Annotated in this window: 20 protein-coding genes; 13 read left to right on the top strand and 7 right to left on the bottom strand. The window is 69.9% G+C overall.

Going from position 1 to position 19,411, the window contains the following annotated elements:
- The first annotated feature begins 12 nt into the window (after positions 1–12).
- The 4 genes from CRP55_RS26605 (at position 13) to CRP55_RS26590 (ending at position 3,853) form a co-directional block, all read left to right on the top strand.
- Positions 13–867, top strand: a complete 855-nt coding sequence (locus CRP55_RS26605; RefSeq protein WP_097322847.1) for a DUF3152 domain-containing protein — start codon at positions 13–15, stop codon at positions 865–867.
- A gap of 105 nt (positions 868–972) precedes the next feature.
- Positions 973–2,154 (top strand): adenylyltransferase/sulfurtransferase MoeZ, encoded by a 1,182-nt coding sequence (moeZ, locus tag CRP55_RS26600; protein ID WP_097322846.1) that lies wholly within the window; start codon positions 973–975, stop codon positions 2,152–2,154.
- A gap of 106 nt (positions 2,155–2,260) precedes the next feature.
- Complete coding sequence (locus tag CRP55_RS26595) at positions 2,261–3,067, top strand: prenyltransferase/squalene oxidase repeat-containing protein (RefSeq protein WP_097322845.1); 807 nt, start codon at positions 2,261–2,263, stop codon at positions 3,065–3,067.
- Positions 3,068–3,343: 276 nt separating this feature from the next.
- On the top strand, positions 3,344–3,853 hold the full coding sequence (locus CRP55_RS26590; protein ID WP_097322844.1) for a hypothetical protein: 510 nt from the start codon (positions 3,344–3,346) through the stop codon (positions 3,851–3,853).
- A gap of 393 nt (positions 3,854–4,246) precedes the next feature.
- On the opposite strand, the gene CRP55_RS53245 is transcribed toward CRP55_RS26590, so the two are convergent.
- The 3 genes from CRP55_RS53245 to proB all read right to left on the bottom strand — a co-directional run bounded on the left by CRP55_RS53245 (position 4,247) and on the right by proB (position 7,594).
- Positions 4,247–4,669, bottom strand: coding sequence for a hypothetical protein (locus CRP55_RS53245; RefSeq protein ID WP_179855343.1), 423 nt, complete (start codon positions 4,667–4,669; stop codon positions 4,247–4,249).
- A 554-nt stretch (positions 4,670–5,223) separates the two neighbouring features.
- Entirely contained in the window at positions 5,224–6,471 is a 1,248-nt protein-coding gene (locus CRP55_RS26580) for a glutamate-5-semialdehyde dehydrogenase (protein WP_097322843.1), read from the bottom strand.
- A 10-nt stretch (positions 6,472–6,481) separates the two neighbouring features.
- The gene (gene proB / locus CRP55_RS26575) at positions 6,482–7,594 is read right to left on the bottom strand and encodes a glutamate 5-kinase (protein ID WP_179855342.1); all 1,113 of its coding nucleotides are present in this window, start codon (positions 7,592–7,594) and stop codon (positions 6,482–6,484) included.
- 61 nt (positions 7,595–7,655) lie between these two features.
- Between proB and CRP55_RS26570 the strand changes: the two genes are divergently transcribed.
- Both CRP55_RS26570 and CRP55_RS26565 read left to right on the top strand, forming a co-directional pair.
- A complete protein-coding gene (locus CRP55_RS26570) occupies positions 7,656–7,961 on the top strand; it encodes an MGMT family protein (RefSeq protein WP_097322879.1) in 306 nt (101 codons plus the stop codon).
- The gene (locus tag CRP55_RS26565) at positions 7,958–8,755 is read left to right on the top strand and encodes a class I SAM-dependent methyltransferase (RefSeq protein WP_097322842.1); all 798 of its coding nucleotides are present in this window, start codon (positions 7,958–7,960) and stop codon (positions 8,753–8,755) included. The genes CRP55_RS26570 and CRP55_RS26565 overlap by 4 nt, the downstream gene beginning before the upstream one ends.
- Before the next feature lie 92 nt (positions 8,756–8,847).
- Here the strand turns inward: CRP55_RS26565 and CRP55_RS26560 are convergent, their stop codons facing one another.
- Entirely contained in the window at positions 8,848–9,528 is a 681-nt protein-coding gene (locus CRP55_RS26560) for a TetR/AcrR family transcriptional regulator (RefSeq protein ID WP_097322841.1), read from the bottom strand.
- A gap of 103 nt (positions 9,529–9,631) precedes the next feature.
- On the opposite strand from CRP55_RS26560, the gene CRP55_RS26555 reads away from it, so the two are divergent.
- Positions 9,632–10,564, top strand: coding sequence for an NAD-dependent epimerase/dehydratase family protein (locus CRP55_RS26555; protein WP_097322840.1), 933 nt, complete (start codon positions 9,632–9,634; stop codon positions 10,562–10,564).
- 25 nt (positions 10,565–10,589) lie between these two features.
- Here CRP55_RS26555 and CRP55_RS26550 read toward each other — a convergent pair whose 3' ends face one another.
- Positions 10,590–11,981 carry a gamma-glutamyltransferase gene (locus CRP55_RS26550; RefSeq protein ID WP_097322839.1) on the bottom strand — a complete coding sequence of 464 codons (1,392 nt, stop codon included), beginning with the start codon at positions 11,979–11,981 and terminating at the stop codon, positions 10,590–10,592.
- A gap of 49 nt (positions 11,982–12,030) precedes the next feature.
- Here CRP55_RS26550 and CRP55_RS26545 point away from each other — a divergent pair, with 49 nt between their 5' ends.
- The 6 genes from CRP55_RS26545 (at position 12,031) to nuoH (ending at position 18,446) form a co-directional block, all read left to right on the top strand.
- On the top strand, positions 12,031–13,359 hold the full coding sequence (locus CRP55_RS26545) for an MFS transporter (protein WP_097322838.1): 1,329 nt from the start codon (positions 12,031–12,033) through the stop codon (positions 13,357–13,359).
- Positions 13,360–13,431: 72 nt separating this feature from the next.
- The gene (locus CRP55_RS26540) at positions 13,432–14,988 is read left to right on the top strand and encodes a pyridoxal phosphate-dependent decarboxylase family protein (protein WP_097322837.1); all 1,557 of its coding nucleotides are present in this window, start codon (positions 13,432–13,434) and stop codon (positions 14,986–14,988) included.
- 13 nt (positions 14,989–15,001) lie between these two features.
- Complete coding sequence (locus CRP55_RS26535) at positions 15,002–15,550, top strand: NADH-quinone oxidoreductase subunit B (RefSeq protein ID WP_097322877.1); 549 nt, start codon at positions 15,002–15,004, stop codon at positions 15,548–15,550.
- Positions 15,551–15,561: 11 nt separating this feature from the next.
- A complete protein-coding gene (locus tag CRP55_RS26530) occupies positions 15,562–16,860 on the top strand; it encodes a DUF2252 domain-containing protein (protein ID WP_097322836.1) in 1,299 nt (432 codons plus the stop codon).
- Between the two features lie 21 nt (positions 16,861–16,881).
- Positions 16,882–17,487, top strand: a complete 606-nt coding sequence (locus CRP55_RS26525) for an NADH-quinone oxidoreductase subunit C (protein WP_097322835.1) — start codon at positions 16,882–16,884, stop codon at positions 17,485–17,487.
- A complete protein-coding gene (nuoH, locus tag CRP55_RS26520; RefSeq protein WP_097322834.1) occupies positions 17,487–18,446 on the top strand; it encodes an NADH-quinone oxidoreductase subunit NuoH in 960 nt (319 codons plus the stop codon). Before CRP55_RS26525 ends, nuoH begins: the two co-directional genes overlap by 1 nt.
- A gap of 1 nt (position 18,447) precedes the next feature.
- Here nuoH and CRP55_RS26515 read toward each other — a convergent pair whose 3' ends face one another.
- Positions 18,448–18,864: a PDDEXK family nuclease gene (locus tag CRP55_RS26515; protein ID WP_097322833.1), complete on the bottom strand. Its 417-nt coding sequence runs from the start codon at positions 18,862–18,864 to the stop codon at positions 18,448–18,450.
- 11 nt (positions 18,865–18,875) lie between these two features.
- A complete protein-coding gene (locus CRP55_RS26510) occupies positions 18,876–19,358 on the bottom strand; it encodes a Uma2 family endonuclease (protein WP_281260813.1) in 483 nt (160 codons plus the stop codon).
- Between the last annotated feature and the right edge of the window lie 53 nt (positions 19,359–19,411).

Below are 19,411 nucleotides of genomic sequence, written 5' to 3'. Positions count from 1 at the left end.
GGCTGACTGGCGATGATCGACGAAGGCCCGGCCACCCGAACCGACCGTCCGCCGTCCCGCCCGGATGGGTGGCGGCGCTGGTGGCTCGTGCTGTTCGCCCTGGTCATCGTGGTCGGTGCGGGCTTCGCGGTGGGTCGCCGCATCGAGCAGGGCAACCCGGCCTCGGCCGCACCGTCCGTCTCCTCGGCGCCTGTCGTCTCCTCATCGCCTTCCTCCTCTCCGGAGCCCTCGATCGAGGCGACCACAAAACCGGCGCCGAAACCGACCAAGGCCGCTCCTCCGCCCACGCACGGTCCGGGCGTTTTCACGTACGCGGCCACGCGCGGCCCGGTGAGCGGCACGAAGGGGCCGCTGCGCCGCTTCAAGGTGGCCGTCGAACGGGGCAGCGGTGAGGACGTGACCGCGTTCGCGACCGCGGTCGCCGCCACGCTGGGTGACAAGCGCAGCTGGACCGGCACCGGCCAGCTGCGGCTCCAGCAGGTACCCGGCGCCGAGAAGGCCGACTTCACGGTCTTCCTGGCCACCCGCGACACCGCCGGCAAGATGTGCCTGCAGGGCGGCACGAACATCCGGGTCGGCGGCGTCCCGTACACGTCGTGCCGCACGACCGGCCGCGCGATCATCAACCTCGACCGCTGGCGGCTCTCCTCGACCCCGTACCTCAAAGCCAAGATCTCTCTCGCCGTTTATCGGCAGTACGTCATCAACCACGAGGTCGGCCACGAACTCGGGCATCACCACCAGAACTGCCCCAAGGCCGGCGGACCGGCTCCGGTGATGGTGCAACAGACATTGACCTTGCGAGGGTGTACGGCCTACGCGTGGCCCACCCGCAACGGAAAGATCTTCACCGGGCCGGCCATCTAAAATTCCCGCATCCCGCATGTCGGGCCGGTGGTGATTGTCATGGCCGTCACCGGCGGTCGCGAGCGACAATGGGTCCCGATCCTTACCTCAACCCGGGGAGTTAACGTGGCACTGCCCCCGCTCGTCGAGCCGGCCGCAGAGCTGTCGATCGATGAGATCCGCCGCTACTCGCGGCACCTGATCATCCCGGATGTCGGGATGGACGGTCAGAAGCGGCTGAAGAACGCCAAGGTCCTGGTCGTCGGCGCGGGCGGTCTCGGCTCGCCGGCGCTGCTCTACCTGGCCGCCGCCGGTGTGGGCACGCTGGGCATCGTCGACTTCGACACGGTCGACGAGTCCAACCTGCAGCGCCAGGTCATCCACGGCGTCTCCGACGTGGGCCGGCCCAAGGCCGAGTCCGCCGCGGCGAGCATCGCGGAGATCAACCCGCTGGTGAACGTGGTCATCCACAACACCGCGCTCGACCGCGACAACGTCAAAGAGATCTTCAGCCAGTACGACCTGATCGTCGACGGCACCGACAATTTCGCGACGCGTTACATGGTCAATGACGCCGCGGTGCTGCTCGGCAAGCCGTACGTCTGGGGATCGATCTATCGTTTCGACGGCCAGGCCTCGGTCTTCTGGGAGGAGCACGGTCCCTGCTACCGCTGCCTCTACCCGGAGCCCCCGCCGCCCGGCATGGTGCCGAGCTGCGCCGAGGGCGGCGTCCTCGGTGTGCTGTGCGCGTCGATCGGCTCGATCCAGGTCAACGAGGCCATCAAGCTGATCACCGGCATCGGTGAGCCGCTGGTCGGCAAGCTGATGGTCTACGACGCCCTCGAGATGGAGTACCGCAAGATCAGGGTCCGTAAGGACCCGAACTGCGCGCTCTGCGGTGACAACCCGACCGTCACCGACCTGCTCGAGGACTACGAGGACTTCTGCGGCGCCGTCTCGGACGAGGCCCAGGAGGCCACGCTCGACGCCACGATCACCGCCCGCGAGCTCAAGGACTGGCAGGACGCCGGCAAGGACGTGTTCCTGGTCGACGTGCGCGAGCCCGCCGAGTACGAGATCAACCGGATCCCCGGCTCGGTCCTGATCCCCAAGGGCGAGATCCTGTCCGGCGAGGCGCTGTCCCGCTTCCCGCAGGACCGGCAGATCGTGCTGCACTGCAAGTCGGGTGTCCGCTCGGCCGAGGCGCTGGCCGCGATCAAGGCGGCCGGCTTCAAGGACGCCGTGCACGTCCAGGGCGGCATCGTGTCGTGGGTCAACACGGTCGACCCGTCACAGCCGTCGTACTGATACGCCCCTCGGGTGTCACGCTGGGGAGTCATCCATCGATTCCCCAGCGTGATTACCTGTCAATACGGCACAGCGGAATGCATCGCGTGGTTGTAGCGTCACCGGAGTGGTAGATATCGACGCCGCCATCGGGTATGTCGTGGCGCACGGAGACCCGGTGGAGCGAGCGCGGCTGTCCTACCTGCGCACCGGGCAGCGCCCCGACCCGCAGGTGATCGAGCGCATCGTCGCCGGGCAGACCGAGAGCGGCGGCTGGCCCGCCGCGGCCGACGCCGCGACCCCCTCGATCGACGCCACCGCCTTCCGCCTCAACGAGCTCGACGACCTCGGCGGCCTGCGCGGCGAGCCGGTCGACCGCGCGCTGGCCTGGCTGGCCACCGTGCAACGCCAGGACGGCACCTGGCAGGAGGACGAGTCGCTGGCCGGCGAGGCGCCGGCCTGGGCGATGCCAGGCGATCCCGAGGCGACCCTCTACCTGACCGCGCTGGCCGGTTTCTGGATGACCGTGGCCGAGTTCGAGGCCCATCCGCACCTCGACGTGCCCGCCCGCTACGGCTCGGCGCTGGCCGCCGCGGCCCGCTGGGTCGTGGCCCAGCTGCGGCCGGACGGCACGTGGCCGTCCTTCCTGGCGGCCGGCTGGCACGCGGCCGGCCTGCTGCACGGCCAGCAGTACTTCTACGAGGCGGCCCGGCTCCAGCTGGTCCTCGGCGACCGGCTGCCCGAGATGTCACCGGCCGACATCGCCTCGATGGCGGCGGCGCTGCGCCGGATGAACCTGGGCGACGACTGGCTGTTGCAGAGCGCCCGCAAGAGGCTCGGCGAGACGCAGCGCACCGACGGCGGCTGGGACAGCGCCGAGGGCCCGATCTTCGACGTGAATACCACCCTGACCGTGCTCCGCGCCTGCCGCTGACAACTCTCAGCACCCGCACAGGCCTGACACAGCGTCAATAGCTGCAACCGAGCTGCACCCCAATGTGCCTGCTCGGCTACCGTCCCGCTACCCGACCGACATCACGCTCTGTAATAACGGCTTATGGGCTGTCCCGGACAACCCCGGCATAGTGATGGCAGGCCCAGCGCGGGCCGAGGCGAGACGAAGATCCGCTGGGCGATGAAGATGGTCGCTCCAGTCCGGCGGGGAGTCAGTAGCGAAACCGGCGCCTCCTTTCTCTGGAGGAACGCCATCATGCGTAAGTCAATCAAGCGCGCCGTCATCGCTGGTGTGGCCGTCGTCGCCGTTGGTGGTGCCGCCACCGCCGCCTACGCCGCCTGGAACGCCAACGGCTCGGGTGTCGCCGGCGCCAACGCCACCACCGCCCAGGAGCTCAAGGTCAGCGCGGCCAAGGTCACGAGCGGCCTGCTCTACCCGACCGGCACCGGCGACGCCGCCGTCACCATCGAGAACCCGAACAAATACCCGGTCACGGTCACCGACATCAAGTGGAACGACAAGGACGGCGTGCAGGCCGACAAGAAGGACTGCAACAACACGGGCGTCTACTTCGGTGACTTCAGCAAGAACGACATCGGCAGCAACGGCCTGCTGTCGAAGCTGAACCTGCGTCTGGCCGGCGGCGAGACCAAGACCTTCACCCTGGCCGACGCGGTCCACATGACCAACAACTCGCAGAACGAGTGCCAGGGCGCGGCTTTCACCATCAAGGTCGCCGTGAGCGGCGCCAGCGCCGACAAGTGATCCCGGACCGGCGGCGAGCTTCCCGGCTCGCCGCCGGTGCCCGTTCCCTCGGAAAAGGCCATTCATGAGATTGCCGTACGCCGTGAGCGCCGCCGGCCTGATCCCGGCCACCCTGATCGGGGCCACTCTGATCGCCGGCCAGACCGCCGCACTGGCCGCGTGGGACACCGCCACCGACGACGGGGCGGTCGTGGCCCGCGCCGCCCGGCTGCCGCAAGCGGGCGTCCCCACGGCAACAGCCCAAGGCCACAAGATCAAGGTCAACTGGCCAAACACGACCGGAGTACCGGTCAGCGGCTATCGGGTGACACGCACCGATCGGTCGACGGGACGCACAGTCAGCGCGGACGGCAGTTGCCGCGGCCTGGTGACGAAGAGCAGTTGCACTGACCGTCATGTCGGGGCCGGCCTCTGGTCGTACGAAATCGTCGCCGTCGCCGGAAAAAGCTGGACCTCCCCGCCAAGCATCGGCGCACCGGTGACGGTCATCGACGACACGCCCATGGCAGACAGGCCGACGCCCGCTGTATCGCCTGAGCCGTCGAAGTCACCCGTGCCGTCGAAGCCGTCGGAGTCGGCCGAGCCGTCGAAGTCGCCGGAGCCGTCGAGATCGCCCGAGCCGTCGAAGCCGCCGGAGCCGTCGAGATCGCCCGAGCCGTCGAAGCCGCCGGAGCCGTCGAGATCGCCCGAGCCGTCGAAGCCGCCGGAGCCGTCGAGGCCGCCGGAGCCGTCGAAGTCGCCGGAGCCGTCGAGGCCGCCCGAGCCGTCGAAGTCGCCGGAGCCGTCGAGGTCGCCGGAGCCGTCGAAATCGGTCAAGCCGTCGCCGTCAGCCGAGCCCGAGCAATCCGCGTCGCCCGAGACACCGGCGGAGCTGATGACGTCACCAGCGCCGGCGGAGTCGACCGAGCCAGCCGAGGCCGCCCCCGCCGTCTGACGAAAGGCGCAAACCCTCACTCGCGGAGCTGATGACGTCACCAGCGCCGGCGGAGTCGCCCGAGTCAGCCGAGGCCGCCCCCGCCGCCTGACGAAAGCCGCAAGCCACCACCCGCGGAGCCCGCCGTGTGCGATGTGGGCGGCGCATGGCCCGGCCGGTGCGCAGGGCGGCGGATCCCGCGGTTGATCCCTACCCGCCGGCACGCCTCAATTGTTCCGGCACCCTGCGCCACAAGATCAAAGAATGCCTGCCGCCGCGACCCTGGCACCCGGTCTTGCGCGTGATCCTCCAACACCCGTCAAACCCCCTAATGAGCTCGGGCGTCGCAACGATCCCTTGAACCCAGGGCCATTATCGCGAAATCGGGGGAGGTCATGTCGGGTGCCTGTGGATATCCGGTGACTGTGGACAACCGCGCGGACCCGGCGGGCCTGTGCTATCCGCGTGTGTGGCCGTTGCCCGTGACGATGTACTTCGTCGAGGTGAGCTCCGGCAAGCCCATCGGGCCGCGAGCGTGCAGTTTCTGCGTGCTGATGCCGATCTCGGCGCCGAAGCCGAACTCGCTGCCGTCGGTGAAACGGGTCGAGGCGTTGATCATTACCGCGGCGGCGTCGACTCGGGCGGCGAAGCGGCGGGTGGCCGCCAGCGACTCGCTGATGATGGCCTCGGTGTGGCCGGTGCCGTAGCGGCGGATGTGGTCCAGCGCGTCGTCGAGCGAGTCGACCACGCCGACCGAGATGTCGGCCGACAGATATTCCGTGGCCCAGTCCTCTTCGGTGGCCGGCACGACACTGTCGCCGTAGGACGACACCCGCGCGTCGCCGTGCACCGTCACCCCGGCGTCGCCCAGCTCGGCCAGGACCAGCGGCAGGAAGCGGTCGGCGATTTCGCTGTGCACCAGCAGCGACTCGGCCGTGTTGCACACCGACAGGCGCTGCGTCTTGGAGTTCAGCACCACCGCCAGCGCCTTTTCCAGGTCGGCCGCCTCATCGACGTACACATGGCAGTTGCCCACGCCCGTCTCGATCACCGGCACCGTCGACTCCTCGACCACTGCCTTGATCAGTGACGCGCCGCCGCGGGGGATCAGGACGTCGACCAGGCCGCGCGCCCGCATCAGCTCTTTCACCGAGTCGCGGGTCGTCGCGTCGAGCAGCTGGATCGTGTCGGCCGGCAGGCCGGTGTCGGCGACCGCCTCGCGCAGCACCGCCACGATCGCCGCGTTCGAGCTGAGCGCCGAGCCCGAGCCGCGCAGCAGCACCGCGTTGCCCGACTTCAGGCAGATGCCGGCCGCGTCGGCCGTCACGTTGGGCCGGCCCTCGTAGACGATGCCGACCACGCCGAACGGCACCCGCACCTGCCGCAGCTCGAGACCGTTGGCCAGGGTCGAGCCGCGCACCACGTCGCCCACCGGGTCGGGCAGCGCCGCCAGCTCGCGCAGCCCGTCGGCCATCGCCTTGATCCGGGCCGGCGTCAACGTCAGCCGGTCGATCATCGCGTCGGACAGCGAGGCCGCGCGCCCGTTCCGTACGTCAATCTCGTTGGCCTTGACGATGTCGCCGGTGCTCTCCTCGAGCCTGGTCGCCATCAGCAGGAGGGCGCGGTCTTTCTCGGCACGGGTCGCGGCGGCCAGGTCGATGGAGGCCACCCGTGCGTCGGTGGCCTGCTGCAAGACGGTGCTCATGGTGGCCCTCTCAGAGGAGTACGAGGTCGTCACGGTGGACTACCTCACGTTCATAGCCTGGCCCGAGCGCCGCGGCCAACTCGGGGGTGGAGCGTCCCAGCAGCGCCGGCAGTTCGACGGCGTCGTAGTTGACCAGACCGCGGGCGACCGGCGCGCCGGAACCGGCGTCGACCAGGTCGACCGGGTCGCCGGCGGCGAACGAGCCGTCGACCGCCGTGATGCCGGCTGGCAGCAGCGATTTGCGGCGCGCCACCACCGCGGCCACCGCGCCCGGGTCGAGATGCAGCCGCCCGCGCGGCGCCGTGGCGTGGGCCAGCCAGAACAGCCGGGCCGCCGGCCGGTGCTCCGCCGCGCGGAACAACGTGCCGACTTCCTCGCCGGCCAGCACCGCGCCCGCCTGCGGGGCGGCCGTGAGCACGACCGGAATGCCGAAGCCGGTCGCTATCCGGGCCGCCTCGACCTTGGTCACCATGCCGCCGGTGCCCACGCCCGACTTTCCTGGGGCGGCGATGCTGATGCCTTCGAGGTCGGAGTCGTCACCGACGTACGAAATCTTGCGGCTTGAAGGGTCTGAAGGACTGCCTGTGTAGAGCGCGTCCACATCGGAGAGCAGCACCAGCAGGTCGGCGTCGACCAGGGCCGCCACCAGCGCCGCGAGCCGGTCGTTGTCGCCGAAGCGGATCTCCTCGGTGGCGACCGTGTCGTTCTCGTTCACGATCGGCAGGGCGCCCAGGTCGAGCAGTTTGCGCAGCGTGCGGTAGGCGTTGCGATAGTGCGCGCGCCGGGTCACGTCGTCGACGGTGAGCAGGATCTGCCCGACGGTCAGCCCGTGCCGCGCGAAACCGGCCGTGTACCGCCCGATCAGCAGGCCCTGCCCGACCGAGGCGGCGGCCTGCTGGGTGGCGAGGTCGCGTGGTCGCCGGGGCAGCCGCAGCGGGGCCAGCCCGGCCGCGATCGCGCCGCTGGACACCAGCACCACCTCGCGCCCGCCGGTCGCCAGACCGCCGAGCGCGTCGACCAGCGCGTCGACACGCTGCTCATCGATACCGCCCGAGGCCGTGGTCAGCGAGGACGACCCCACTTTGACCACGATCCGCCGAGCATCGGTCACTTCATCACGCACCCGGCCAATTCTGCTCGGACGGGCGCCCGGAACCTGGGCGAGATCCCATATCGTGGCCCGAGTGACACCGCAGGAGTACGTCGAAGAGGTGCTTTCACTCGTGGAGAGGATCCCCGAGGGCCGCGTGATGTCGTACGGCGCGATCGCCGACGTCCTCGCCGACCTCTCCGGCCGCAACTCGGCCCGCCAGGTCGGCACGATCATGGCCCGGCACGGCGGCGGGGTCCCCTGGCATCGGGTGGTCACCAGCGCGGGCCGCATGCCACCAGGTCACGAGCAGGAGGCGCGGCAACGCCTGCTCTCCGAGGGCGTCCCCCTGAAGGGTGACCGCGTGAACATGGCCCTGGCCGGCTGGCTGCCGTCATGAGGACCGGGGAGCCGAGTCGCACGGCGATGAGCGCGGCCCGCTACCGCGCGGCTCACCAGATCCTCGAGCAAGGCAAGATCTTCAAAGACGATTTGGCCGTACGCGTCCTGGGGCTCCCGGAAGAGGAGTTGCTGGCCGACGCCCCGCGCCGGGCCATGCGAGTCTTCATCGCGGCCCGCCACCGTTTCGCCGAGGACGCGCTCGCGGCCGCCGTCGGCCGGGGCGTGCGGCATCTCGTGGTGCTCGGGGCCGGCCTCGACACGTTCGCGTACCGCAACCCGTACCCCCGACTCAGAGTGACCGAGGTCGACCATCCGGACACCCAGGGGTGGAAGCGGGAGCGGCTCGCCGCCGCGGGCATCGAGATCCCACCGTCGGTGACGTATCGGGGCGTGGACTTCGAGCATGAGCCGCTGAGCCTGGAGTCGGACGGCCCGGCGTTCTTCCTCTGGCTGGGCGTGGTGCCCTATCTGACCAGGGAAAGTTGCCTGGAAACCCTGAGGTTCATCGCGGAGCGTGAGGGCAACGAGGTCGTCTTCGACTACGCCCAGTCGCCGGCGACCATGCCGCCCGACCGGCGCGAGCAGCTCGAGGCGCGGGCCTCGCGGGTGGCGAAGCTGGGGGAGCCGTGGCTGACGTATTCCGAACCGCCGGAGATCGCGGCCGAGCTGACCGCCCTGGGCTTCTCGGCGATCACCGATTTGGGCCCGTCCGCGCTGGCCGCACGCTATTTCGGCCGCCCCGATGTGCCGCCTTCAACTGCGGGCGGCCACGTGCTGCACGCCGTCCGGTGACGCCGCTGCCGTCCGGTGACCCCGCTGCCGTCCAGTGACCCCCCCGCTGCCGTCCGGAGGCGGCGCGGTCTGGCCGGTGCGCCTGCGGACCGTCAGGTGAGGCCGATCCGGTCGGCTTCGCCGCGCATCTGGTAGTCGAAGAAGCCGCGGCGGTCCTCGTCGACCGAGTTCTTGAGCTGGCCGAAGAGCTCGGCGCTGATCGCCCCGCCCAGGTGCAGGAACGACGACATCGCGGCCGCGACCAGGCGGGGCGGCGCGCCCGGGGTGTACTGCTCGGCGACCCGGCCCAGCTCCTCGGCGAACCCGCCGGTGATCGGCTCGCGCTCGGCGACCCGGCCGGCCAGGTAGGCGTCCCGCACGATGGCCGCGATCAGCAGGATCACCCTGGTCGCGGGGCCGATCGTGTCCTGCGGCGCCTCGTATCCGGGCACCGGGCTGCCGTAGATCAGGGCCCACTCGTGCGGATTGGCCAGCGCCCAATCGCGTACGGCATGAGTCGCACCTAGAAAGCGATCGAGGTCGCCCTTCTCGGCGGCGGCCGCGCGCTCGGCCGCGTCGCCCACCGCGTTGTAGGCGTCGATGATCAGCGCCGTCAGCAGTTCGTCGCGGCTCGCGAAGTAGCGGTAGACCGCGGACGAGGCCATGCCCATGTCCCGCGCGACCGCCCGCAGGGAGAGGTTCGCACCGTCCGTGACCAGGTGACGTTTCGCCACCGCCTTGATCTCTTCGGTCATCTCGGCCCGCACCCGGGCCCGTACTCCTGAGGCGCTCATGCAGACCAGTGTGCCACAACGAGAGCAGTGCTCTTGCTTTTGCTCAGCGCTCGTGCAATCGTTGATCCTGTCAGAGAGCACTGCTCGCAAAGGAGAACACCTAATGGCTTCGCATGTGATCGTCGGTTCCGGCCCGATCGGCTCCTCCGTCGCCCGCCTGCTCGCCGACCGCGGCGAGAGCGTCACGATGGTGACCCGCAGCGGTGGCGGCCCGTCGCATCCGTTGATCGAGAGGGTCGCCGCTGACGCCTCCGACGCCCGCCGGCTGACCGAGCTGACCGAGGGCGCGCAGGCGCTCTACAACTGCGCGAACCCGAAGTACACGGAGTGGGAGAAGCTCTGGTTCCCGATGAACGACGCGATGATCGCCGCTTCCAAGGCCAACGACGCGACCTACGTGATCACCGGAAACCTGTACGTCTACGGCCCCCAGCCCGGCGGCCAGATGAACGAGAACACGCCGATGGCGGCGGTCGGCCGCAAGGGCAAGGTCCGCATCAAGATGTGGCAGGACGCCCTGGCCAGCGGCGTCCGCACGGTCGAGGTGCGCGGCTCGGACTACATCGGCGCGGGCGCGGTGGGCGTCTTCTCGGCGGTGCTCTTCCCGGCGATCGAGAAGGGCAGCTCGTCGGCCTGGGTTCCCGGCGACCCGACCATGCCGCACAGCTTCACTTACACCGGCGACATGGCCCGCACGATGGTCACGCTGGCCGCCGACTCACGCGCCTGGGGCAAGGCGTGGCACACCCCGACCAACCCCGCCATCACCATCAACGAGCTGGCCGACCGTTACTGCGCCCTGACCGGCAAGCCCCGCCTGACCCTGCACAAGATGCCCCGCTTCATGATGCGCACGGCCGGCCTGGTCCACCCCATGAGCCGCGAACTGGCCGAAATGGACTACCAGTTCTACGCCCCCTTCCACCTGGACAGCTCCCTGACCGAGCACACGTTCGGCCTGACCCCCACCCCTTTGGACATCGCCATCCAGGAAACGGCCGACGACGCCAAGTCCATCGCCGCCCGCACGATGTGACCCCATGCGCGGCGGGCGGCGCCTTTCAGAGGAGCAGGCCGACGCCGTCGCGGCGGGGATCGCCGGACGCGCCGGCCTGGCCGACGGCGGTCACGCCGCCGAAGTAGTGGTTCTTGTCGGGCCACTGCCGGATCTGGAAGCCCGCCCCGGCCAGCGCGGCCAGCTCGTCCCGCCGGCACCCCGGCTCGGCGTGCACGGTGTCGTCCACGACATGGAACCGCGACCGCCCGATCGCCCCACCCATGTCGAGACCATCGACCAGCACGCCGAGCAACGTATTGATCAGCGCCGTCCTGATCCGCGACGCCCCGGCCGACCCGGCCGCGACCGCCAGATCGCCCTCCGGGTCGATCACCACGAGCGGGCACATGTTCGACGACATCCGCCGCCCCGGCGCCAGATCGCTGGTGATCAGCTCGCCCTCGCCCAGCATCGAGTTGAGGTTGATGCCCAGCCCGGGCAGCCACACCCCCGACCCCAGCCCCAGCGTCGTGGTGATCACGCAGGCGTTCCCGTCAGCGTCCACCACCGACACGTTCGTGGTGTCGCCGATCTTCTGCCGCCCCTGATCGCGCAGCGCCGTGGCGACCCCGACCGCCCGCCCGGGCTGGCCGAGATCGTCCGGCAGCCCGGCGATCGTGTCGACCGTCCGATTGAGATCGTGCCGCGCCCGCACCCGGTGCCCCGCCAGCATCGCGTGGTCGACAGGCGTCTCCAGCACCCGGTAGTCGACCAGATCCCGCGGCCCCAGGCTCCCGTTGGCGGCCCGAACCGTGTCGACCATGAGCTCCGCGTACTCGCCCGTGTAGAAGATCGCCGGCCCGGCCGCCGCCAGTTTCTCCATAGCCGTGCCGAGCCCTTCGTGGCGCAGCAGATCACCACCCTGCAGGCGCCGCCCACCGGGCGTGTAGACGTCGGCGCCCTCACCCCAGGCCAGCGCCGGCGCGCAGGCGTCGAGCGTCTGCGCGTGCGCCGCCGGCACGGCCACCCCGCTGTGCGCGATCGCCGTCGCCGGCGCCACCACGTCGGCCCACGGCAGCCGCCCCCACCGCCGGTGCACCTCGCCGCAGCCCGCCGGCACTCCCGGGACCGCGACGCTGGCCCCGCCGATCGAATAGACCTGCGGCATCCCGCCGAAGAACACGTCGACCGCGAGCATCGGCCCGGCTTCCCGGTCCCCGTCCGTCCCCGGCACGGCGACGAAGAAGTCGAGACACGTGACCTCACCGGTAGCCGCGTCGAAGTAGGTGGCGAACCCGCCGCCGCCCAGCCCTGTATAGATGGTCTCGGCCACGCAACAGGCGAGAACGGCCGCGACCGCCGCATCGGCCGCACTGCCTCCCTCGCGCAGGATTCGCAGCCCGGCCTCCGCGGTCGCCGGATGGCTGGCGGCGACCCCCGCAGGAACCCTTTTCATTTCGCGAAGCGTAGAGCCAAGCGCATGATCATGGTTACCATCCGCGTTCATGACGACTGCGGGTCCCTCTCCCGACGTACGGCCGGCGCCCCCGCTGCCTCGTCGTGTTTTAGCCGGATATTCGGTGGGTTCGCTGGTGACCGGGGCCTTCGGCACCGTGCCGGGTTTGCTCCTCCTGCCCTATCTGACGGATACGTTAGGTGTGGCGGCTGGCGTCGCCGGCCTCCTCGTGCTGCTGCCGAAGGCGTGGGACGTCCTGGTCAACCCGGTCGCCGGCCGGATCTCCGACCGCAGCGGCGACCGCCGGCCCTTTCTGCTCGTGGCCGGCCTGTTCCTGGGCGTGCTCTTCGCCGCGATCTTCACCGGCCCGTTCCGCAGCGGGGCCCCGGCCGGCGCCTACGTCGCGGTGGCCTTCCTGGTGGCCGCCACCGCGTACGCCTTCTTCCAGGTGCCCTACGTCGCCATGCCGGCCGAGCTCACCGACGGCTACGGCGAGCGGACCCGGCTCATGACGTGGCGCGTCGCCGTCCTGGCGCTGGCCATCCTGATTTCGGGCGCGCTGGCCCCGCTGGTCGTCGAGCAGACGGGCGGCGGCTTGGTGGGCCATCGGTGGTCGGGCATCTTCGTCGGCCTCCTCATCATCGTGGGCACCCTGGGTGTCTATTTCGGTACGCGCGGAGCCGCCACCCGCACCGCGCCGGCCGCCGAGCCCGATCTGCGGACCCAACTGCGCGTCGCGGCGGCGAACCGCCCTTTCCGCGCGCTGCTGCTCTGCTGGGTGGTCCAGGCCGTCGGGATCGGCACGATGCTCGCCGGCGTGCAGTACTTCGCCGACCACGTCGTGGACCGCGACTCGGGCGCCACCTTCCTTTTCGCCGCCTTCGTCGGGCCGGCGCTGCTCGTCATGCCACTGTGGACCCTTGCGGGCCGCCGATATGGCAAGTTGCGCTCGCTGGTGGCCGGCTCGCTGCTCTTCGCGGCCGGCGCGCTCGTGCTGCTCGCCGCGCCGGCGCTGCCCCCGCTGCCGATCTATCTGATCGTCGCGGTGATCGGCGTCGGTTACGCCGGACAGCAGGTCTTCGCGATGGCCATGCTGCCGGACTGCATCGCCCACGACACCGAGCGGACCGGGAAGAGGCAGGCCGGCGTCTTCACGGGCCTCTGGACGGCGGGTGAGACGCTGGGCCTCGCGCTGGGGCCGGGCCTTTTCGCATTGGTCCTCCAAGTCTTCGGATATGTGTCGTCGTCGACGGGCGAGGCCGCCACCCAGGACGACACCGCCCGGCTGGGCGTGCTGCTCGGTTTCACCGTGGTGCCGGCCGTGCTGGTCGCTGCCGCGGTCCCGCTATTACGCGCCTACCGGGACATCGAGCGATAGATACTTTGGTAGGGGTCCGGGCAATCCTTTGGTCGCTTATCGCCGAGTGGACCGTGGACTACCGTCAGCGGCATGTTCGAGGCACTGCCCGCCAAGGGCGTTCCAGGTGACCAGATCCTCGCCGAGCTCCAGCAGCTGCGGTCGGCCGATCTGCCGACACACGGCGGCCGCCTGTTCGCTTATGTCTACGACCCGGCGCTGGACGGCCTCGACGACCTGGCCCGCGCGGCCTACGCCATCTCCGCGCACGTCAACGGCCTCGACCCGACCGCGTTCCCCTCGCTGCTCGCGATGGAGAACGCCTTGGTCGGCGCCGCTGCAGGGCTGCTCGGCGGCGACGAGCAGACGGTCGGCAGCGTCACCAGCGGCGGCACCGAGTCGCTGATCCTCGCCGTCAAAGCGGCCCGCGACTCCCGGCCCAGCCTGGCGACCCCGCGCCTGGTGATCCCGTCCACCGCACACGCCGCCTTCGCCAAGGCGGCGCACTATCTACGCGTGGCCCTCGACGTCGTCCCCGTCGGCGACGACCTCCGGGCCGACCCGGCCGCCCTGGCCGCGGCCATCGGCCCCGACACCGTGCTGGTCGCCGCGTCCGCCCCTTCTTATGCGCACGGCGTCGTCGACCCGATCCCGCAGATCGCCGCCGTCTGCGCCGAGCGCGGGGTGCGCTTCCACGTCGACGCCTGTTTCGGCGGCTGGGTCCTGCCCTATCTTCAGCGCCTGGGCGCCGACCTGCCGCCCTTCGACCTCTCGGTCCCCGGCGTCACGAGCATCTCGGTCGACCTGCACAAATACGCGTACGCCCCCAAGGGTGTGTCGATTCTGCTCCACCGCGACGAGGCCCTGCGGCTCCCGCAGTACTTCGCGTATGCGGGCTGGCCCGGCTACACGATGATCAACCCGATCATCTCGTCCACCCGCTCCGGTGGCCCGATCGCCGCCGCCCTGGCCACCCTGCGCCACATCGGCGACGCGGGCTACCTCGAACTGGCCGGCCGCACGCGCGAGGCCGTGAAGCTCCTGGCCGACGCGGTGACGGCCACGCCAGGCCTCCGCCTCTTCGCCCCACCCGAGACCAGCGTCGTCTGCCTGACCTCCGACGACAGCACCCCGACCACCGCTCTCCATGCCGGCGCTCCCGACGGCGGCGCTCCCGACGGCGACGGCGGCGGCGCCGGCGGTGCGGGCGGCGGCGGTGCGGGCAGCGGCGTCGACCTCTTCGTCCTCGCGGACGAGCTGGCCGCGCGCGGGTGGCACACCCAACCCCAGATGGCGTACGCCGGCATGCCGCCCACGATCCACCTGACCGTGACCGCCTCGGTTCGCGCGACGGCACTCGAGTTCGCGGGCGACCTGGCCGACGCCGTCGCCGCGGCTCGGGCCGCCGGGCCTGTCGTCCTGCCCGCGCCTCTGCTCGAGGCGGCCGGTGCCCTGACGCCCGAGATGGTCACGCCCGACCTCATCGCCGGTCTGGCCGAGACGATGGGGCTCGGCGGGGGCGACTTCACCAAGATGGCCGCCGTCAACTCCTTGCTCAACGTGGCCCCGGCCGCCCTGCGCGAAGCGCTGCTGACCGGCTTTTTGAGCCTGCTCCAGCGGCCGGGCGCCGGAGCGCAGGGAGTAGGTTGAGGCTGTGTCCGGTCTGCCAGGTGTTGTCGGAGAGCCCATCAAGTTCGTGCTGAACTGGGGGCGGCGCTATTCGCTCTGGGTGTTCAACTTCGGGCTCGCGTGCTGTGCGATCGAGTTCATCGCGTCCAGCATGAGCCGGCACGACTTCATGCGGATGGGGGTCATCCCGTTCGCGCACGGGCCCCGGCAGGCCGACCTCATGGTCGTGTCGGGCACGGTCACCGACAAGATGGCGCCGGCCATCAAGCGGCTCTACGACCAGATGCCCGAGCCCAAGTATGTGATCTCGTTCGGGTCCTGCGCGAACTGCGGTGGGCCCTACTGGGACTCGTACTCGGTCACCAAGGGTGTCGACCAGCTGATCCCCGTGGACGTCTACGTGCCGGGCTGCCCGCCGCGGCCCGAGGCGTTGCTGCACGGCATTTTGCGGTTGCAGGAGAAGATCGCGGCCGAGCAGGCCGGGCCCGGCGGAGTGTCGCGGCCCGATCCGCTGGCGGGCAAACGGGACGTCTCGTCACTCAGCGCTCCGATCGTGACCCCGCAGGGTGCAAACGGGGACTAGTCTCCGCAGGTATGACCGAGCACCGCGCGGACTTCATCATCGAAGTCCTGACCAGGGAATTCGGCGGGTTGATCGCCGTCGATCCGGCTGCCTTCCGGCGCAAGTTCCGCAAGATGGCCGCGTCCCCGTTTGCCTTCTACCGTGGCAGCGCCTCGCTCTTCTACGCCGACCTGTCGGACACGTACCGGGACGACAGTTTCCTCGACGAGCGCACCAGCCGGGTCTGGATCCACGGTGACCTGCACGCCGAGAACTTCGGCACCTACATGAACTCGTCCGGGCAGCTCGTCTTCAACGTCAACGACTTCGACGAGGCGTACGTCGGACCCTTCTCCTGGGATCTGAAGCGTTTCGCGGCCAGCGTGGCGCTCATCGGATATCAGAAGGCGCTCTCCGACGACAACATCTCCGCCCTGGTCACGACGTTCGCGCGGTCCTATCTGACCGAGCTGCGGGCCATCGCCACCGGCGGCGACGACGCCATCGGTTCCATCACCCTGGACAACGCCGACGGTGTGCTGCGCCGGGTGCTTCAGGAGGCGCGCCTCAACACGCGGGTCGACCTGCTCAACGGGCAGACCGTCATCGACGACTACGAGCGCCGGTTCGCGCTGCTCGACGGCGTCTACGAGACCGACGAGGCCACCGACGCCACGGTCAAGGCCGCCTTCGAGCAGTACCTGAACACGCTTCCGCAGGCCACGCGCCCGGTGGCCACCCACATCAAGGACATCAAGCTGCGCAAGGGCGTCGGCATCGGCTCGGCCGGGCTGCCCAGCTACAACCTGCTGCTTGAAGGGCACACCCAGGCACTCGAGAACGACGTGATCATCTACATGAAGCAGGCGCAGGTGCCGGCCGTCGCCCGCTGGATCGACGACGAGCGCGTCCAGGCCTACTTCCAACACCAGGGTCACCGTACGGCCGAGTCGCAGCACGCGTTGCAGGCGCACGCCGACCCGTGGGTCGGCTACACCACCCTGGACGGTGTCGGCCAGCTCGTCGCCGAGGTGTCGCCCTACGCGGCCGACCTCGACTGGGCCGACGTCAACGAGCCCGAGGAGCTGACCGGCGTCCTGTCCGACCTGGGCCGGGCCGTCGCCCGCATGCACTCGGTCGCCGACGACGAATCCAGCCACGACCTCGTCGACTTCTCCACTGAGGAGGCGATCGTGGCCGAGATCGACAAGGACGAGGCCGGCTTCGTACGGCATCTGGTCGAATTCGCTCACCGCTACGGTGACCAGGCCCGCGAAGATCACCAGGACTTCGTGGACGTGTTCCGCAACGGGCGGCTGCCGGGGCTGTAAAAGCCCCCATAAGATGACGCCATGACGCCTGAAGAGGTCGGCGAGCGCCTGGTCGCGCTCCTGACGGACGACTCCCCGGACGCGCCTCCGGGCGAGATCGTCGCCGGCCTCTCCGGCGGCGGCCCCGGCCACGAGCGGGCCGTCCTCGACGTGCCCGTCGCCCGGTGGTGGGAGACGGTCGGCACGGCCAAGCACAACGGCGCCCTCGGCTGCGACTTCTTCGACTGGCTGTCCGCCGTCGACGAGGGCGCCGACGGGTTCCGCGTCGTCGCCCACCTCTATTCGACCCGCCGCCGGCACGCGCTGCTGCTGCGCACCCTCGTGCCCCGCGACGAGCCGGTCATCGAGTCGGTGACCGAGTTGTTCGCCGGGGCCGACTGGCACGAGCGGGAGACGCACGAGATGTTCGGCATCACGTTCGCCCGCCACCCCGACATGCGGCCGCTGCTGCTGCCGCCCGGCTTCGAGGGCCACCCGCTGCGCAAGGAGTTCGTGCTGGCCTCCCGGGTCGCCAAGGCCTGGCCGGGCGCCAAGGAGCCGGGCGAGTCCGAGGCGGGTACGGCGAAACGCGCACCCATGCGGCCGCCGGGCGTGCCCGCCCCCAACGAGTGGGGACCCCAAGCCTGATGCCACTCTGGCTCGATCTCACGATCAGGGTGCTGGCCGTCGTGGCCGGCTTCCTGGTGCTGCCGCTGGTCGTCGGCCAGACCGAGCACAAGGTGATGGCCCACATGCAGGGCCGGCTCGGCCCGATGTATGCGGGCGGCTATCACGGCTGGGCGCAGCTGGTCGCCGACGGGGTGAAGTTCGTCCAGAAGGAGGACATCACCCCTCGCGACGCGGACCGGCGGGTCTTCCGCCTTGCGCCTCTGGTCGCTCTGTTCCCGTACCTCCTGGTCCTGCTCGTCATCCCGCTCGGACCCGGCGGCCTCGTCGCCCAGGCCCTGGACGTGGGTTTGTTCTTCGTCCTGGCCGTGCTGGGCGTGGGCGTGGTCGCCGTGCTGATGTCGGCGTGGGCCTCGGCCAACAAGTACAGCCTGCTCGGCGGCCTGCGCGGCGCCGCCCAGCTGCTCGGCTACGAGCTTCCGCTGGTGCTGGCGGCGGCGAGCGTCGCCATGGCCGCCGGCACGCTCAGCCTGCCCGGCATCGTCGAGGCGTGGCGCCCCTGGTGGCTGCTGTGGCAGGCGCCGGCCGCGATCGTCTTCTTCATCGCCGGCCTGGCCGAGATCCGCCGCCCACCGTTCGACATGCCGATCGCCGACTCGGAGCTGGTCTTCGGCTACATGACCGAGTACACCGGCCTGCGCTTCGCGTTCTTCCTGCTTGCGGAGTACGTAGGCATCGTCGTGATCGCCGCCTTGACGACCGTCCTGTTCCTGGGCGGCTGGCACGGCCCCTTCGAAGACCAGCTCGGCTGGCTCTGGACCCTGGTAAAGATCTTCGCCGTCTCGTTCGTCATCATCTGGCTGCGCGTCAGCTACCCCCGCCTGCGCGAGGACCAGCTGCAGCGCCTCTGCTGGCTGATTCTGGTCCCCGTCTCACTCGCCCAGCTGGTCCTGACCGCCACAGTCAAGGTCCTCACCTGACTCAGAGATAGCGGGGCGTAAGCCGCTTGACCGGCAGCTTGATCGGCCACGGCTCGGCCGTCTGGATCTCGTCGTCGAACAACGTGGCCGGGAGAGAGGTGCGAGCCTGCGGATCGAGTTTGTGCACGTGGACGACGAGACCGTTGTCCGTATCGATCACCCAGTAGTGGGGGATCCCGGCGGCGGCGTAGAGGGCCTGCCGGCCCATCCGCACCTCCATACCTTGCGTGACCTGGAAGGCGATCGGGCAGGAGCCCTCCAGAGCCACCATGAGGCGCATAGCGATGATCTGATGGATGTCGGTGCGGCAGGGCGGCACGAGAAGCACGCCATCTAGCAACTCGCGCCGCACACCAACGTCCGGAAAAGCGTTGAGATCGTCTGTGGTCCAACCGTCCTCGGGAGGAAGGCTGCTCACCGCGGTGCTCGCTAGAGGTTGCGCGGGCGAACGGAGGCCAGTGCGATCTCGATCGACCAGGGCTGCTCGACGCGGATGGAGTCATCCCCTGAGAAGAATCCGGTTTCCTCGTAGCTCCGGGTTTCCGAGTTCAGCTCGAAGGTGGTGATCTCGAGGCCGTTCAAGGTTTCGATCAACCAGAAGTGAGGGATTCCGGCGTGCGCGTAACCGGTTGGCTTGGTCACCCGGTCGGTGCCCTTCGTGCTGGGAGACACGATCTCGGCGGCGAGCACGACGTCGGAGGCGGGAAACTTCCCACGCCCGGATTTCGCCGCTTCGAATCTGACCACCAGGATGTCGGGGATGTAGACCCGGTCCGAGGTCAGCTCGACTTCATTGGACTGGCTGACAAACAGGTGGTCGGGGCAACTTCCGGCCAACGCGACGGTCAGGAAGGCGGCCAAGGACTGGTGGACGCTGGATGGTGAAGGGTCACGTGCAGTACTCCGTCGAATAGTTCGCGGCGCACGCCATCCTCGGGGAACTTCTCGAGATCGCTGGAAGTCCA

This window comes from Paractinoplanes atraurantiacus, from assembly GCF_900215205.1.
GTDB classification, from domain to species: domain Bacteria; phylum Actinomycetota; class Actinomycetes; order Mycobacteriales; family Micromonosporaceae; genus Actinoplanes; species Actinoplanes atraurantiacus.
The sequence above is the reverse complement of the archived record's forward strand: the minus strand, read 5'-3'. Positions and strand labels throughout refer to the sequence as shown.